The organism is Pseudomonas sp. S2_F07, assembly GCF_054668325.1.
Map to the genome: position 1 here is coordinate 4874902 of NZ_CP162758.1, position 15932 is coordinate 4890833.

14 protein-coding genes are annotated in these 15932 nt (G+C 59.2%); 7 read left to right on the forward strand and 7 right to left on the reverse strand.

The features are described from left to right. Positions 1 to 124 precede the first annotated feature (124 nt). Positions 125 to 2554: a TonB-dependent siderophore receptor gene (locus AB4O40_RS22070; protein ID WP_056728459.1), complete on the forward strand. Its 2430-nt coding sequence runs from the start codon at positions 125 to 127 to the stop codon at positions 2552 to 2554. A 131-nt stretch (positions 2555 to 2685) separates the two neighbouring features. Here the strand turns inward: AB4O40_RS22070 and AB4O40_RS22075 are convergent, their stop codons facing one another. Next, entirely contained in the window at positions 2686 to 3561 is an 876-nt protein-coding gene (locus tag AB4O40_RS22075; RefSeq protein ID WP_056728461.1) for an AraC family transcriptional regulator, read from the reverse strand. Positions 3562 to 3698: 137 nt separating this feature from the next. On the opposite strand from AB4O40_RS22075, the gene AB4O40_RS22080 reads away from it, so the two are divergent. Continuing rightward, complete coding sequence (locus tag AB4O40_RS22080) at positions 3699 to 4601, forward strand: DMT family transporter (protein ID WP_056728462.1); 903 nt, start codon at positions 3699 to 3701, stop codon at positions 4599 to 4601. Between the two features lie 6 nt (positions 4602 to 4607). On the opposite strand, the gene AB4O40_RS22085 is transcribed toward AB4O40_RS22080, so the two are convergent. Further along, a complete protein-coding gene (locus AB4O40_RS22085; protein WP_056728464.1) occupies positions 4608 to 5117 on the reverse strand; it encodes a DUF2165 family protein in 510 nt (169 codons plus the stop codon). A 194-nt stretch (positions 5118 to 5311) separates the two neighbouring features. Then, positions 5312 to 6286 carry a 2-hydroxyacid dehydrogenase gene (locus AB4O40_RS22090; protein ID WP_056728466.1) on the reverse strand — a complete coding sequence of 325 codons (975 nt, stop codon included), beginning with the start codon at positions 6284 to 6286 and terminating at the stop codon, positions 5312 to 5314. A 194-nt stretch (positions 6287 to 6480) separates the two neighbouring features. Here AB4O40_RS22090 and AB4O40_RS22095 point away from each other — a divergent pair, with 194 nt between their 5' ends. Then, positions 6481 to 6738: a hypothetical protein gene (locus tag AB4O40_RS22095; protein WP_056728467.1), complete on the forward strand. Its 258-nt coding sequence runs from the start codon at positions 6481 to 6483 to the stop codon at positions 6736 to 6738. Between the two features lie 106 nt (positions 6739 to 6844). Here AB4O40_RS22095 and AB4O40_RS22100 read toward each other — a convergent pair whose 3' ends face one another. The 3 genes from AB4O40_RS22100 to norR all read right to left on the reverse strand — a co-directional run bounded on the left by AB4O40_RS22100 (position 6845) and on the right by norR (position 10039). Beyond that, positions 6845 to 7303, reverse strand: a complete 459-nt coding sequence (locus AB4O40_RS22100; protein WP_056728596.1) for a GNAT family N-acetyltransferase — start codon at positions 7301 to 7303, stop codon at positions 6845 to 6847. Positions 7304 to 7330: 27 nt separating this feature from the next. Next, the gene (locus tag AB4O40_RS22105) at positions 7331 to 8233 is read right to left on the reverse strand and encodes a chemotaxis protein CheV (protein WP_056728469.1); all 903 of its coding nucleotides are present in this window, start codon (positions 8231 to 8233) and stop codon (positions 7331 to 7333) included. A 255-nt stretch (positions 8234 to 8488) separates the two neighbouring features. Further along, a complete protein-coding gene (gene norR, locus AB4O40_RS22110) occupies positions 8489 to 10039 on the reverse strand; it encodes a nitric oxide reductase transcriptional regulator NorR (RefSeq protein WP_460053385.1) in 1551 nt (516 codons plus the stop codon). A 156-nt stretch (positions 10040 to 10195) separates the two neighbouring features. Here norR and hmpA point away from each other — a divergent pair, with 156 nt between their 5' ends. Both hmpA and AB4O40_RS22120 read left to right on the forward strand, forming a co-directional pair. Continuing rightward, positions 10196 to 11377, forward strand: coding sequence for an NO-inducible flavohemoprotein (gene hmpA / locus AB4O40_RS22115; protein WP_223542474.1), 1182 nt, complete (start codon positions 10196 to 10198; stop codon positions 11375 to 11377). Between the two features lie 226 nt (positions 11378 to 11603). Further along, on the forward strand, positions 11604 to 12113 hold the full coding sequence (locus tag AB4O40_RS22120; protein WP_056728475.1) for a disulfide bond formation protein B: 510 nt from the start codon (positions 11604 to 11606) through the stop codon (positions 12111 to 12113). Positions 12114 to 12665: 552 nt separating this feature from the next. Here the strand turns inward: AB4O40_RS22120 and AB4O40_RS22125 are convergent. Next, entirely contained in the window at positions 12666 to 12926 is a 261-nt protein-coding gene (locus AB4O40_RS22125; RefSeq protein ID WP_056728477.1) for a hypothetical protein, read from the reverse strand. Between the two features lie 27 nt (positions 12927 to 12953). Between AB4O40_RS22125 and cyoA the strand changes: the two genes are divergently transcribed. After that, positions 12954 to 13898 carry a ubiquinol oxidase subunit II gene (cyoA, locus tag AB4O40_RS22130; RefSeq protein ID WP_056728479.1) on the forward strand — a complete coding sequence of 315 codons (945 nt, stop codon included), beginning with the start codon at positions 12954 to 12956 and terminating at the stop codon, positions 13896 to 13898. A gap of 3 nt (positions 13899 to 13901) precedes the next feature. After that, positions 13902 to 15932, forward strand: coding sequence for a cytochrome o ubiquinol oxidase subunit I (gene cyoB, locus AB4O40_RS22135; RefSeq protein WP_056728481.1), 2031 nt, complete (start codon positions 13902 to 13904; stop codon positions 15930 to 15932).

Sequence of the window (15932 nt, forward strand, 5' to 3'; positions counted from 1 at the left end):
CACCCAATAACTCAATGTAAAAATATTTTCATTTTTTTGCTGAGGTAAACCCGATTGCCATTCGTGTAGTGACTGAAACTGCGAGTCATTCGCATCCGTTGCGGTTCTACACAGGTCATGAGTCATGAAGTCCAGGGCAAAATCGGGGTCAATCAATCAATGGTTGGGTGTGTCGGCGTTGAGCTTTTTGGCAATGGCGTTGTTGGCGCCGAGCGTGGCGCTGGCCGCAGAGGCTGGCAGCAGTCAGTCCCGTGGGCAATTCAATTTCGCACTGGCCGCCAAACCGTTGCCCCAGGCCCTGAGTGATTTCAGCCGAGTGACCGGCATCAGCGTCGTCTACACCGATGAAGCGCCGTACGGTCTCAATGCGCCGGCCATCAATGGCCAGATGAGCGCCGAACAGGCTTTGCAACGTCTGCTCACCGGTTCGGGTTTGACCTTTCGTCGCACCGACGGCCACACCATCGCACTGGAACCACGGCCGACTGAAGGTGCGTTGAACCTGGGGGCGACCACCATCACCTCGGTGATGGATGACTCCATGAGCTATCAGCCGCCACCGACCTCTTCGGTGATGCGCTCCTCGGCCCCGGTTCAGGAAATCCCGCAGACCATCAATGTCGTCCCGGCCCAGGTCATCCGCGACCAGGCGCCGCGTAATCTCGATGACGCCCTGGCCAATGTCAGCGGCATCACCCAGGCCAACACCTTGGGCAGCACCCAGGACTCGGTGATGGTCCGCGGCTTCGGCGACAACCGTAACGGCTCGATCATGCGCGACGGCATGCCGATCGTGCAGGGCCGTGGCCTCAACGCCAGCGTGGACCGGGTCGAAGTGCTCAAGGGGCCGGCCTCGTTGCTCTATGGCATCCAGGATCCGGGCGGCGTGGTCAATATGGTCAGCAAGCAGCCCGAGCTTGAGCAGTACAACGCACTGACCGCGCGCGGTTCGAGTTATGGCGACGGCAAGAGCGGCAGCGGCGGCGGTCTCGACAGCACCGGAGCCCTCGGCGATTCCGGACTGGCCTACCGGATGGTTCTGGACTACGAAGATGAAGATTACTGGCGCAACTTTGGTGTGCATCGCGAGAGCCTGATCGCGCCTTCCCTGGCCTGGTATGGCGAAAGCACCACGCTGCTGTTCTCCTATGAGCACCGCGAATTCCTCACACCGTTCGACCGCGGCACGCTGATCGATCCACGGACCAACCATCCGCTGGACATCTCGCGCAACGAGCGTCTCGACGAACCGTTCAACAATATGGAAGGGCGTTCGGATCTCTATCACTTCCAGGCCGATCACGAACTCAACGACAACTGGAAAGCCCATTTCGGCTACAGCTGGAACCGCGAAACTTACGATGCGAGCCAGGTGCGCGTGACCGCCATCGACACTAAAAAAGGCACTCTGACCCGCAGCATGGATGGCACCCAGAATGCGATCAGCACCGACCGGTTCACCACTGCGAGCCTCGAAGGCAACGTGAACGTGCTTGGCATGCAGCACGACCTGCTGTTCGGCGTCGATGACGAGTATCGCAAGATCTACCGCGAAGACCTGATCCGCCAGAAAAGCCTGACCACATTCAGTTACGTCAACCCGGTCTATGGTCGGGAAGTGGCAGGCACCACTGTCAGTGCGGCCGACAGCGCGCAGACCGATGAATTGCGCAGCGATTCGGTGTTCCTGCAAGACTCCATCCACCTCACCGATAAGTGGATTCTGGTGGCCGGTGCGCGTTTCCAGGCGTACGACCAATACGCCGGCAAAGGCGTGCCGTTCCACGCCAACACCGACAGCAACGGGCAGAAATGGGTACCGCGCGCGGGCCTCGTGTACAAGTACACCGATGCCTTGTCGTTCTACGGCAGCTACACCGAATCGTTCAAACCCAACTCCACCATTGCGCCATTGAGCGGCAGCAGTACCGTGCTGGACGGTGGTATGGCGCCGGAAGAAGCCAAGTCCTGGGAGCTGGGTGCCAAGCTTGATCTGCCGGGCCGCGTCACCGGCAACATCGCGCTGTTCGACATCAAGAAACGCAATGTGCTGGTGGCCAATGCCGAAGGTCCGACCACGATTTACAGTGCCGCTGGTGAAGTGCGTTCCCGTGGCCTGGAAGTGGATCTGAGCGGTCAACTGACGGATCGTTGGAGCATGATCGGCAGCTACGCCTACACCGATGCCGAGGTTACCGAAGACCCGGTTTACAAAGGCAATCAGTTACAGAACGTGGCGAAGAACAGCGGCTCGTTGTCGGCTGTTTATGACTTCGGCAGCGTCATTGGCGGCGATCAGCTTCGGGTTGGCGCCGGGGCGCGTTATGTGGGTGAGCGCGCGGGCAATGCGGTGAACGATTTCGACCTGCCGAGCTACACCGTGGCCGATGCGTTCGCCACTTACGACACCAAAGTCGAAGGGCAGAAGGTCAAGTTCCAGCTCAACGTGAAGAACCTGTTCGACCGCACCTACTACACCTCGGCGGCGAGCCGGTTCTTTGTTTCGATGGGGGATTCGCGGCAGGTGACGTTGTCGAGCACCTTGGAGTTCTGACGACAGGCGGCGTCATCGTTCTTCGTCGGAACGCCGCCCGGAGCCGGCTCGCTCCCACAGGGAAAAGCAGTCCAAAGGTGGGAGCGAGCCTGCTCGCGATGGCGGCCTGAAAGGAGCCGAAGATCCCGGATCTAGCGCAAAAACGCCTGCCGATACTCACCGGGCGTCCCGCCAAGTGACTGGCGAAAGCGATTGGTGAAATGGCTGGCACTGGAAAAGCCGCAAGCCAGTGCAATCTCCCCCAGTGGCTGCGAGGTCGTGCGCAGTAACTCCCGCGCCCGGTCAAGGCGCCGCGCCAGCACGTACTGGTGGGGTGGCAAGCCGAAGCTTTCGCGGAACATCCGCGCAAAGTGGTACTCGGACAACGCGCACAACGCCGCCAATTGACCGAGGCTGATGGCCTCGTCCAGATGGCTGTCGATGAACTCCACCAGATACCGACGCTGATGCGCGGCCAAGCCGCCTTTAAGGCGCAAACCCTGGCGTACGCTGACCTGGTTGAGCAGGGCATGGCTGAGCAGTTCGTGAGCCAGGCTGCTGGTGAGCAGGCGCTCGCCCGGCTCATCCCAGTTCAAGGTGATCAACTGCCGAAAGCGTAGCGCCTGCTGAGGATCATCAAGAAAAGTCTGCTCGCGCAGCTGCATTTCCCGTGGCTCGCGATCGAGCAAGGTGATGCAGCCGAGGGCAAATTGTTCGGGGCTGAAATACAGGTGCGCAAGGCGAATATCGCCGTTGATCACCCAGCCTGACTGGTGATCGGCCGGGAGGATGCACAGTTTGTCCGGACCACCCTTGTTACCGGGCTGGTCACGGCGAAAGGTGCCGGTGCCGCCGGCGATGTAACAGGACAACGTGTGATGGCTGGGCGCTTCGTATTCCTGGGCGTCGTGGTGATTGCTCCACAAGGCTGCGGACAAGCCGTCACCGAGCTCGGCGCTATGCTCAAGGCGAGCATTCGGCGAACGGTTGAGGGCTTGAAAGACTTGCAGGTTGTCCAGTGCGGCCATATGGGTTCTCTCCAACGCCTTGCATCCTACTCCGTAGACGCGTGCCTGCCAGCCTGTCGCCAGACAAAAGCGCAAGTTTATGCAAGTGCGCCCAGGCGTGGCGCCGGAGACTGGGCTCATATCGAGGAGCCTTAGTCATGAACCTTTCTTTGTACCTGCTGACCGTGTTGATCTGGGGGACCACCTGGATTGCCTTGAAATGGCAACTGGGCGTGGTGGCCATTCCCGTGTCGATCGTCTATCGCTTCGGCCTCGCCGCGCTGGTGCTGTTCGTGATCCTGCTGCTCAGCCGACGCCTGCAAGTGATGAACCGTCGCGGGCACCTGATCTGCCTGGCTCAAGGCTTGTGCCTGTTCTGCGTCAACTTCATGTGCTTCCTCACCGCGAGCCAGTGGATCCCCAGCGGTCTGGTGGCCGTGGTGTTTTCCACCGCCACCCTGTGGAATGCCCTCAACGCGCGGGTGTTCTTCGGTCAGAAAATCGCCCGCAATGTGTTGATGGGCGGTGCGTTGGGCCTGCTGGGGCTGGGCTTGCTGTTCTGGCCGGAGCTGGCTGGGCATACCGCCAGTGCGGAAACCTTGCTCGGTCTCGGTCTGGCCCTTTGCGGCACCTTGTGTTTCTCGGCGGGCAACATGCTTTCGAGCCTGCAACAGAAGGCCGGTCTCAAGCCGCTGACCACCAATGCCTGGGGCATGGCTTACGGGGCGGCGATGCTAACCGTGTGGTGCCTGGTCAAAGGCATTCCCTTCGACATGGAGATGAGCACGCGTTACATCGGGTCACTGTTGTACCTGGTGATTCCGGGATCGGTGATAGGGTTCACCGCTTACCTGACGCTGGTCGGGCGCATGGGGCCGGAACGTGCTGCCTACTGCACTGTGCTGTTCCCGGTGGTGGCGCTAAATGTCTCGGCGTTCGCCGAGGGTTACCAGTGGACCGCTCCGGCACTGGCGGGGCTGGTGATGGTCATGTTGGGTAATGTGCTGGTGTTTCGCAAGTCCAAGGCAAGTGCCGCTCCGGTGGCGGGCAAGCTGGCCTGAAACTATTCAGGTATCCTTTACCGCCAACAGATAAATAATACCGAAGAACATGTATTCAATGTGGGTTTGTGCCCATTCAAAGGCGTTGGCCTGTTTGGAGTACTCTAAGTCAAACCATTCGTTTAGTATGATGATGTAGAAAATCTGATACGCAAAAATGGCTGTAATAAAGCCTATTATGGAAAATTTTTTGGATTCGTTGAACTCGCCGTGTGGTGCGCCGAGTTTGCGGTAGAGTTGATAAACTCCAACTATGAAGCTGCATGTGAATATGGTCTCTAGTGTTATCAGTGCCCAGTAAAAACGGTGGTGAAACAGGGTTGAGCTGATAGCTCGGTAACGGCGGGAGTCATTGCCGACGGTGTCGCTCATGCTGATGATTCGCCCGATATACTCGGCGTATGCAGTGTAGTCGGTAATGTTGTTGATAAGGGTTGTTGTACCGAATAATGCCGCCATGAAGACAACTATTAATTTGCTCCGCCTTACTAGGCAGGCAGTGGTGAAATAGCTCATGCAGGATACTCTCCGAATGTACGATTGATGCGTTTTTGTCTTTCGGAGTTTATAGGGGTTTGGATGGTGTGGGGGTGAAGAGTGGTTTGCAGGTTATGTCGCTTGTTATATGGGCTGGACGGTAAATTGTTTGAGGGAGATGATTCCAGATTGTATATAAAGTGGCACGCCGATTATGACGTGCCATTGTTTAATCAGACTTTCCACACCTGCGGATTGACCAGATCCTGCGGCCGTTCACCCAGCAAGGCACTGCGCAAGTTGGCCAGGGCACGGTTGGCCATGGCATCGCGGGTCTCATGGGTGGCCGAGCCGATGTGCGGCAAGGTCACGGCGTTTTTCAGCTGGAACAGCGGCGACTCGGCCAGCGGTTCTTTTTCGTATACGTCCAGCCCGGCACCACGAATGCGGTTGTTTTGCAGCGCTTCGATCAGCGCCGGTTCATCTACCACCGGACCGCGGGAAATGTTCACCAGAATGGCACTCGGCTTCATCAGCGCCAGTTCTCTGTGGCTGATCAGATGCTTGGTTTTCTCGCTGAGCGGCACCACCAGGCAGACGAAATCGGCTTCGGCCAGCAATTGATCGAGGCTGCGGTACTGTGCGCCGAGTTCCTGTTCCAGTTCGGTCTTGCGGCTGTTGCCGCTATAGATGACCGGCATGTTGAAACCCAGGCGACCGCGTCGGGCGATGGCCGCACCGATATTGCCCATGCCGACGATACCCAGGGTCTTGCCATGCACATCGCAACCGAACAGCTGTGCGCCGACAGTGGCCTGCCATTGCCCGGCCTTGGTCCAGGCGTCAAGTTCGGCGACGCGACGGGCGCTGCTCATCAACAGGGCAAACGCCAGGTCGGCGGTGCTTTCGGTGAGCACATCCGGCGTGTTGGTCAGCATGATCCCGCGTTCGTTGAAGTAGGCCAGGTCATAGTTGTCGTAGCCCACCGAGACGCTGGACACCACTTCCAGGCTGGTGGCGTTCTCCAGCTGCGCACGACCGAGTTTTCGGCCTACACCAATCAAGCCATGGGCATGGGGCAGGGCTTCGTTGAACTGGGCATTGATGTCGCCGTTTTTCGGATTAGGCACGATGACGTCGAAGTCTTGTTGCAGGCGTTCAACCATTTGTGGAGTGACGCGGCTGAATGCAAGGACGGTCTTTTTCATGGAGGGCGGGCTCGTCGGGCGGTGAAGAATGATGAGCACGCTAACATTCTTCACGGGATTTGTGCGAGTCGTCAGGCGGTCAATGCAAGCTTGCAGCTTGCCGAGCTCCATCCAGTTATACTGCCGTACTTCTTATACTGTGGCATGCGGCTCACTCACCGGGCCCGACACTTCATGCACCACCCGGAGCTTTCATGACTTCCCCGAAACAACCGCCAGTCGCCGACGCCCTGAGCGACGTGCAGGCCGAGCTGCCAGACAGCGTCGACTCCAGCGCCGATAGCGAAACCAAAGCCGAGATCCCGGCCTTCAGATTCCCGTTCAAGCCGGGTGAGCTGGCAGCTGCCAAGGGCTCCAACCAGCCGTGGTACAAGAACGGCGCCAAGAACGGCCACACCAAGACGCCGGGCATGGCACCACCGGGGACTCGTCGGTCGATGGGTAAGCGCTGAGTCGTTATCTCTGCAGTGCCTGATCTGCCATCTTCGCGAGCAAGCCCGCTCCCACATTTGGAATGCAATCCCCTGTGGGAGCGAGCCTGCTCGCGATGGCGTCGTGTCAGAGCGGTATCGGTTCCCGGCGAACCGCGCGCATCCCGACGCTTTCATACAAGCGCCGCGCCCGAAGGTTGTCTTCACGTACCTTCAGATCCACGAAGCCTTCACGCCGCTGCTGGAACACCTTGAACGCCTGCAACAACAGTGCACGCCCCAACCCCCGGCCCTGAAACCGCGGATGCACCACCAGGTTCTTGATATAGGCACTGGTCCAGCACTGGCAAACACCCACTACTTCCCCAGCATCCAGGGCAATGAAGCACAGGGCCGGGTCGTATTCCGGATCGGTTTCGAACTGCCGTTGCCACATCTCCAGCGCGGCTACGCGACCACCGCCGTCGAGATAACCGAACTCCATCAACCGGTGCACGGCGGCGCCCAGTTCGGGGCGGTACTCGCTCAATTGCAGGCCGGCTGGCCAAGCGGGGGACGGCACGATTAAAGAGAGGTCGCGCCGCATCAGCCAGCAGAATTCTTCGTTCAACACTCAATAACCCTGTTCGGCGACAGCCTTGGCCGCGGTAATCAGGCACTGGGTCAATTCCGGCGAAGAGAATTTGGTCAGCACCGCGTTCGCTCCTGCCAGTCGTGCTTTTTCGGCGTTCATCGCACTGTCCAGCGAGGTGTGCAGCAGTACATAAAGATGCGCGAAATCCGGGGTTTCCCGCAGGGTGCGGGTGAAGGCGTAGCCGTCCATCTCCGACATCTCGATGTCCGAGACGATCAGGTTGATCTGTTGCGCGGTGCCTTGCAGGTCCAGCAGGCAGTCGATGGCTTCCTTGGCGCTGCGGGCGGTATGGCATTGCAGGCCAAGGTTACGCAGGGTGTGCACCGATTGCTGCAAGGCGACCTGGCTGTCGTCAACCACCAGGATGCGCGCGTTGCCGAGCAGTTCGGCGTCTTCCATGCTCAGCTCGGTCGGCGCCATTTCGATTTGTGCCGGGGCGATGCCGTGGATGACTTTTTCGATGTCCAGCACTTGCACCAGAGTGCCATCGACTGACGTTACGCCGGTGATGTAGGCGCGCAATCCACCGGAGCCGAAGGGAGGAGGGCGGATGTCGGTGGTCAGGCAGTGGACGATCTTGCTCACGGCCTGCACATGCAGGCCCTGCTTGGAGCGGCTGACGTCGGTGACGATCAGGCAGCCGCCGTTCGGATCTTCCAGCGGACGCTCGCCAATGGCACGACTGAGGTCGATCACCGACAGCGAGGCGCCGCGCAGGCTGGCGATGCCTTTGACGTGGGGGTGCGACTCCGGAAGTTTGGTCAGCGGCGGGCAGGGAATGATTTCACTGACCTTGAGCAGGTTGATTGCCATCAGCTTGCCGCTGCGCAGGGTAAACAGCAGAAGCGAAAGTGAGTCTGCGCGGGCTTTGGTGGAGGACATAGGAACCTTCTCTGGAAAAAGGTGACGGGCAATCCAGGGATCGCCAATGACTTCGATGCCGGGTTATCGACTTGTCGGGGGCAGGCTTTAGGGTCAATACCTATCTCGGACCAAATGGTGGACCTTTGTGGCGAGGGAGCTTGCTCCCGCTCGGCTGCGCAGCAGTCGCAAAATCGTCTTGCCTGAAACTGTGCACTGCCGGATCTGGGAGCGCTTCGCACTCCAGCGGGAGCAAGCTCCCTCGCCACAGGATGCTCACTTCATGCCGAGTCTTTTGGCCATCCGCCCCAGGTTCGCCCGATCCAGGCCCAGCTCACGGGCCGCGCTTGCCCAGTTGTTGTTGTGCCGCTCCAGGCAGGCACCGATCAATTGACGCTGATAATGCTCGGTGGCTTCGCGCAAGTCGCCGGTCACCGCTTGCGTGAGGGTAGCGACGGGTTGCTCGGCAGCGGCTTCAACGCTGGCATTGGGCAAGTCCAGGTCGGCGGCGCTCAAGCTGAGAATTTTCGGCCGTTCCTTGCAATTGCCCAGGGCCTTCAAGGTGCTGCGGCCGATCAAGTGTTCAAGCTCGCGCACGTTGCCGGGCCAGTCGTAGGCCAATAGCGCGGCCTGGGCGTCGCTGGTCAGGCGCAGGCTGTTGAGGCCCATGCGCGAACGGTTCTGCTCCAGGAAGTAACCGCTGAGCAGCAGCACATCGCGCCCGCGATCGCGCAGGGCCGGCACCAGCAGTGGATAAACGCTGAGGCGATGGTAGAAGTCGGCGCGGTAACGGCCGCTGCGCACTTCTTCGGCGAGGTCACGGTTGGTCGCCGCGATCAGGCGCACGTCGACCTGATGCTCCTGGTCCGAACCCAGTCGCTGCAACTGGCCGCTCTGCAGCACTCGCAACAACTTGGCCTGCACGGTCAGCGACAACTCACCGACTTCATCGAGGAACAGCGTGCCGCCATTGGCCAGTTCGAACTTGCCGCGGCGGTCGTTCATTGCCCCGGTAAAGGCGCCGCGAACATGGCCGAACAACTCGCTCTCCACCAATGTGTCGGGCAACGCGGCACAGTTGAGGCTGATAATCGGTTTGTCGGCGCGGGGCGAGGCCGCATGGATGGCCTGGGCCACCAACTCCTTGCCGACCCCGGTTTCACCGGTGATCAACACGGTCAGGTCGCTACCGCCCACCAGGCTGATTTCTTCGACCAGACGCTTGTGGGCCTTGCTCTGGCCGATCATTTCGCGATTCTGCTGGCCGCTGGCCTGGCGGTAGACCTCGGCGCGTTGATGTTCATCTTCGACCCGGTTGTTCAACCGCTCGATGCGCTCGGCGGCGTTGACCGTGGCCGCTGCAAGGCTGGCGAAGGCTTGCAGGGCGTCCAGTTCGATCGGTTCGAAGCGCTCCGGGTCGAGGGCATCGAGGGTCAGCAGACCCCGGGGGCGCTCGTCGATGAACAGCGGGCAACCCATGCAGTCGTGGACTTCCAGATGATCATCCAGGCCATCGACCAGGCCGTCATAGGGGTCAGGCAAGTCGCTGTCGGCAGCGAAACGGGTCGGGCCTGGGCTGCTGAGCAGCGCTTGGAAACGCGGGTGCTCGCTGACCTTGAAGCGCCGACCGAGGGTATCGGTACTCAAGCCGTCGACGGCCAGCGGCACCAGCCATTCACCGTCCAGACGCAGCAGAGCGGCGGCGTCGCATGGCAGCAGGGCGCGCATGGCTTCCAGCAGGCGGCGATAACGCTCGCCCTCGGGCAGTTCGCGGGACAGGTCGGAGACCAGGGGCAGCAGGGCGGTGAGCAGGGGTTTTGCAGTCATAGTGACTCCGTGTAGTCGGTATGACTATAAAGCAGGCAGTGTCTAAATGACTATCAAGTTGTTAACTTATTGATTTATAACGGTTAAATAGTTGGCATGGAAGCTGATAGGCATAGGGTAATCCGTTAGCAATCCAAGAAGACCAGGAGTCACCTTATGCTGAGCGTTCAAGATCGTGCCATCGTCAAATCCACCGTGCCACTGCTCGAAAGCGGTGGTGAAGCGCTGATCACCCACTTCTACCGCATGATGCTCTCCGAATACCCGGAAGTCCGCCCGCTGTTCAACCAGGCCCACCAGGCCAGCGGTGATCAGCCGCGTGCGTTGGCCAACGGCGTATTGATGTATGCGCGCCATATCGATCAGCTCGACCAGTTGGGCGACCTGGTGGCCAAGATCATCAACAAGCACGTGGCCCTGCAGATCCTGCCTGAGCACTATCCGATTGTCGGCAGCTGCCTGCTGCGGGCCATCGCCGAGGTATTGGGCGAAGAGATCGCCACCCCGGAGGTGATCGCGGCCTGGGGCGCGGCCTACGGCCAGTTGGCGGACATCCTGATCGGTGCCGAAACCAGCATCTATGACCAGAAGGAACAGGCACCGGGCGGCTGGCGCGGGGCGCGGGAATTCATCGTGGCAGGCAAAGTCCAGGAGAGCGCCGAGATCACTTCGTTCTACTTCGAGCCCGCGGACAAAGGTCCTATCCTGCTGGCAGAACCCGGCCAGTACATCGGCATGAAACTGATCCTCGACGGTGAAGAGATCCGTCGTAACTACTCGCTGTCGGCGCTGGCAAACAAAGGCCAGTACCGCATCAGCGTCAAACGTGAGGACGGTGGCCGCGCTTCCAGCTTCCTGCACGACCAGTTGCAGGTTGGCGCCAGCATCGAGTTGTTCCCACCATCGGGCGATTTCGTCCTGACGGCCAGCGACAAGCCACTGGTGCTGATCAGCGGTGGCGTCGGCATCACCCCGACCCTGGCAATGCTCGAAGCGGCGCTGGAAACCCAGCGGCCGGTGCATTTCATCCACTGCGCGCGCAACGGCAGCGTCCATGCCTTCCGCGACTGGATCGACGGCCTGGCCGAGCGTCACCCGCAACTCAAGCGCTTCTACTGCTACGCCGAAGATGACGGCGTGAGCCGGGCAGCGCACAAGGTCGGTTTGTTGAGCCAGCAGCAGCTGAATGCTTGGCTGCCGGAGCAGCGTGATCTGGATGCCTACTTCCTGGGGCCGAAAGGTTTCATGTCGGCCGTCAAACACCACCTGAAAGCCTTGGGGGTGCCGGAGAAGCAGAGCCGTTACGAGTTCTTCGGGCCGGCAGCGGCGCTGGAGTAACCCCTAATAAAGATCGCAGCCTTCGGCAGCTCCTACAGGATGCAATCCATTCCGATGTAGGAGCTGCCGGAGGCTGCGATCTTTTGATCTTTCTGGTTAAAAGTTAATCCCTCCTTAACCGTCCTGTCGTCTATTCCCTGCGACATCCCCCTTGCTACGCGCCAGCTCTCAAAGATCAGGCCAGCGTGTAGACTGGCGGGCAATCGATATCTTGAAGGGAAACGCGATGAGCGATGAATCCATGCGGTTGGGCCGTGAACGGCGCTATCTGGTGTTGCTGGGCATCATTTGCCTGGCGTTGATCGGCGGTGCGCTGTACATGCAAATTGTTCTGGGCGAGGCCCCTTGCCCGCTGTGCATCCTGCAACGTTACGCGTTGCTGCTGATCGCGATCTTTGCCTTCATCGGCGCGGCCATGCGCGGCCGTCGCAGCATCACGGTGTTTGAAACCCTGGTGGTGATCTGTGCTGTGGCAGGCGCAGGCGTTGCCGGGCATCACGTCTATACGCAGTTTTATCCGGCGGTCAGCTGTGGCATCGATGTGTTGCAACCGATTGTCGATGACTTGCCGCTGGCGAAGATCTTCCCGCTGGGTTTCCAGGTCGACGGTTTCTGCTCCACGCCATACCCGCCGATCCTCGGCCTGTCGCTGGCGCAGTGGGCGCTGGTCGCCTTCGTGCTGATCGTGGTGCTGGTGCCGTTGCTGACCTCGCGTAACCGCAAAGCGCTGCGCTGAGTTCATCTGCCGCCACGCATTGTCGGACAAAAAAAGCCCCGGTCCTCGAAGAGAGGGCCGGGGCTTTTTTTGTCGTGCAGAGCACATTTCAGAGGCCGGGTAAAAAGACCGTGACGGGCGGCAATCAAGGGTGCGACACATGTGCGACATGTTGTCACAGAGTCGGTGTCGCAGGGCGTTCGAGGAGGCCGGATTGGTACATGGAAACGTAACGAAATCGGGTTGTTTTGCAGGCGGGCGGTTTTTTCCATTGCAGGCACGAACAGGCAGTTTTAACAGGCTCTGGCGAATGCCCGGAGCCCCCGTCATATCGGGCCTTGGGCAAGGTCAAGGGCAGAGAAGAGGGACTGGATACTGTCTGAACCGTGGGTGGAAGGCCTACTTATTTTGGTGTTTTTGTTGAGAATGAATTTCGATAAGATGCGCCACTTTTGCGAAAACGGTTAATGATTGTTGCCGGTTCGGATAAAAATTATTTCGGGATGAGACATGGTTTATAAAACGTTACATATCTACAATCGCCCGCACTGAATTCCCGGCACTGCTCAATTCTTAACCAGAGGTGAGCAGGAACAGGGTGTCGAGAGGTCTGGTGGCTTCATGCGATTCCCAGGTGTCGGAGCCTCCAACTACCCGCACCAAATGGAATTGGTCTGTAACAAGGCCTTTGACCACGTATTCGAATAAGAACTCACCGCAGGCCCGGGATTTGTCGTACAGCGTCTGACGCACGACGGGCATGCCCTTATTCAATCCAAGAAAAATGCCAACCCTTGGCAGGGTGAAGTGTTGGCGATCAAAACCCAACTGCATTGCGCAAGCTGCTTTAGAGGTCGTGAGATGAGTAAAAACAGGTACCCCAGACTACTAGGCTTATTGCCGCTGATCGGCACGTTGTTGCTGTCAGGCTGCAACATGACCTTGCTCAATCCCAAGGGCCAGGTTGGTCTGGACGAGCGAAACCTGATCATCACCGCAACGCTGCTGATGCTGTTGGTCGTGGTTCCGGTCATCGTCATGACCTTCCTGTTCGCCTGGAAATACCGCGCGTCCAACACCAACGCCACCTACACCCCGAAATGGAACCACTCCACCAAGATCGAGATCGCGGTGTGGGCTGTTCCAGTGCTGATCATCATTGCCCTGGGTTACGTCACCTACAAGTCGACCCACGCCCTTGACCCGTACAAGCCGCTGGAATCCGACGTCAAGCCTGTGACCATCGAAGTGGTCGCGCTGGACTGGAAGTGGCTGTTCATCTATCCGGAACAAGGCATCGCCACGGTCAACAAGATCGTGTTCCCGGCCCACACCCCGATCAACTTCAAGATCACTTCCGACGCCGTGATGAACTCGTTCTTCATCCCTGCGCTGGGCGGCCAGATCTACGCGATGGCGGGCATGCAGACCAAACTGCACCTGATCGCCAACGAAAACGCTGAAATGGACGGTATCTCCGCCAACTACAGCGGCGCGGGTTTCACCGGTATGAAATTCAAGGCGATCGCCACTTCCCAGGAAGATTTCGACGCTTGGGTAAGTGAAGTCAAAAAGGCACCTAAACAGCTTGAACAAGCTGAATACGCAGCCCTTGCCAAGCAGAGCCAGAACAACCCAGTCGAGCTCTACTCCTCGGTGACACCGAACCTGTTCCAGACCATCGTCGACAAGTACGAAGGCATGAAACCGGGTCCGAAAGTGAAGCACGAGAAAGAAGAGAAAGAAGTGGCCGCTACGCAAGGAATGGACATGAACGCGCATTCAGCTGCCGGGGCAGAGGAGTAAACGATGTTTGGTAAATTAAGTTGGGAAGCGGTCCCGTTCCACGAGCCGATCGTAATGGTGACCATCGCCATGATCGCGCTCGGCGGTCTGGCACTGTTCGCGGGTATCACTTACTTCAAGAAGTGGACCTACCTGTGGACCGAGTGGCTGACGTCGGTCGACCACAAGAAAATCGGCGTGATGTACATCATCGTCGCCATGGTCATGCTGCTGCGCGGCTTCGCCGACGCCATCATGATGCGTACCCAGCTGGCCATGGCCACCGAGGGTTCGCCTGGCTACCTGCCACCTGAACACTATGACCAGATCTTCACCGCTCACGGTGTGATCATGATCATCTTCATGGCGATGCCATTCTTCACCGGCCTGATGAACCTTGCAGTGCCGCTGCAGATCGGCGCGCGTGACGTTGCCTACCCGTTCCTGAACTCCCTGAGCTTCTGGCTGCTGGTATCCGGCGTAGTGCTGATCAACCTGTCCCTGGGCGTCGGCGAATTCGCCAAGACCGGCTGGGTTGCCTATCCGCCGCTGTCGGGCCTGCAATACAGCCCTGGCGTGGGGATGGACTACTACATCTGGGCGCTACAGCTATCGGGCCTGGGTACGACGCTGACGGGGGTCAACTTCCTGGCCACCGTGCTGAAAATGCGTACCCCTGGCATGAAGCTGATGGACATGCCGATCTTCACCTGGACCTGCACCTGGGCCAACGTCCTGATCGTGGCTTCGTTCCCGATCCTGACCGCTACCCTGGCACTGCTGACGCTTGACCGTTACATGGATTTCCACATTTTCACCAACGAACTTGGTGGTAATCCGATGATGTACGTGAACCTGTTCTGGGCGTGGGGTCACCCTGAGGTGTACATCCTGATCCTGCCAGCGTTCGGTATCTTCTCCGAAGTCATCTCGACCTTTACCGGCAAGAAACTGTTCGGCCACCACTCGATGGTCTACGCATCGGGCGCGATCTCGATCCTGGGCTTCATGGTTTGGCTGCACCACTTCTTCACCATGGGTTCGGGGGCCAGCGTCAACGCCTTCTTCGGTCTGGCGACGATGCTGATTTCCATCCCGACGGGTGTGAAGCTGTTCAACTGGCTGTTCACCATCTACCAGGGCCGTCTGCGTTTCACCAGCCAGGTGCTGTGGACCCTGGGCTTCATGGTGACCTTCGCCATCGGCGGCATGACCGGCGTACTGCTGGCCATCCCGGGTGCCGACTTCGTTCTGCACAACAGTCTGTTCGTGATCGCGCACTTCCATAACGTGATCATCGGCGGTGCGGTATTCGGTTACATCGCAGGTTTCGCGTTCTACTTCCCTAAAGCGTTCGGCTTCAAGCTGCACGAAGGCTGGGGCAAGGCAGCATTCTGGTTCTGGATCAGCGGCTTCTTCGTCGCGTTCATGCCGCTCTACGCTCTGGGCTTCATGGGCATGACCCGTCGCCTGAACGCCACCACCAACCCTGAGTGGGTGCCGTACCTGTACGTTGCCATGTTCGGCGCGGTGATGATCGCCGCGGGTATCGCTTGCCAGCTGATCCAGCTGTACGTCAGCGTGCGTGACCGCAACAAGCCGGAAAACATGTGCGAACACGGCGACCCGTGGAATGCACACACCCTGGAATGGTCGACCTCGTCGCCACCTCCGTTCTACAACTTCGCCGTGCTGCCAAAAGCCGACGTAGTCGACCCGTTCACCGAAGCCAAGGAAAACGGCACTGCGTACAAGGCCCCGGCCAAGTACGAGCCGATCCACATGCCAAACAACACCGCCACCGGTGTGGTCATGGGTGCTCTGTTGACCGTGTTCGGTTTCGCGATGATCTGGCACATCTGGTGGCTGGCAATCGCTGGCCTGGCCGGCACCGTGATCTACTTCGTGATCCACGCGGCCCGTGATGATCAAGGCTATATGGTGCCGGTCGACGTGATCGAGCGCATCGAAGCCGAGCAGCACAAGCGTCTGGTAGCGGCAGGGAAAATCCCGGCCACCGCCACCCGTGTTGAAACCTCGTTGGAACAGGCTTAA

Coding starts and splice junctions, on each gene's coding strand:
- norR (WP_460053385.1), bottom strand. CDS start 10,039: ATGACTGCAAAACCCCTGCTCACCGCCCTGCTGCCCCTGGTCTCCGAC.
- AB4O40_RS22085 (WP_056728464.1), bottom strand. CDS start 5,117: ATGAGCTATTTCACCACTGCCTGCCTAGTAAGGCGGAGCAAATTAATA.
- AB4O40_RS22090 (WP_056728466.1), bottom strand. CDS start 6,286: ATGAAAAAGACCGTCCTTGCATTCAGCCGCGTCACTCCACAAATGGTT.
- AB4O40_RS22105 (WP_056728469.1), bottom strand. CDS start 8,233: ATGTCCTCCACCAAAGCCCGCGCAGACTCACTTTCGCTTCTGCTGTTT.
- AB4O40_RS22075 (WP_056728461.1), bottom strand. CDS start 3,561: ATGGCCGCACTGGACAACCTGCAAGTCTTTCAAGCCCTCAACCGTTCG.
- cyoB (WP_056728481.1), top strand. CDS start 13,902: ATGTTTGGTAAATTAAGTTGGGAAGCGGTCCCGTTCCACGAGCCGATC.
- AB4O40_RS22120 (WP_056728475.1), top strand. CDS start 11,604: ATGAGCGATGAATCCATGCGGTTGGGCCGTGAACGGCGCTATCTGGTG.
- AB4O40_RS22070 (WP_056728459.1), top strand. CDS start 125: ATGAAGTCCAGGGCAAAATCGGGGTCAATCAATCAATGGTTGGGTGTG.
- hmpA (WP_223542474.1), top strand. CDS start 10,196: ATGCTGAGCGTTCAAGATCGTGCCATCGTCAAATCCACCGTGCCACTG.
- AB4O40_RS22100 (WP_056728596.1), bottom strand. CDS start 7,303: ATGCGGCGCGACCTCTCTTTAATCGTGCCGTCCCCCGCTTGGCCAGCC.
- AB4O40_RS22095 (WP_056728467.1), top strand. CDS start 6,481: ATGACTTCCCCGAAACAACCGCCAGTCGCCGACGCCCTGAGCGACGTG.
- AB4O40_RS22125 (WP_056728477.1), bottom strand. CDS start 12,926: ATGCAGTTGGGTTTTGATCGCCAACACTTCACCCTGCCAAGGGTTGGC.
- cyoA (WP_056728479.1), top strand. CDS start 12,954: ATGAGTAAAAACAGGTACCCCAGACTACTAGGCTTATTGCCGCTGATC.
- AB4O40_RS22080 (WP_056728462.1), top strand. CDS start 3,699: ATGAACCTTTCTTTGTACCTGCTGACCGTGTTGATCTGGGGGACCACC.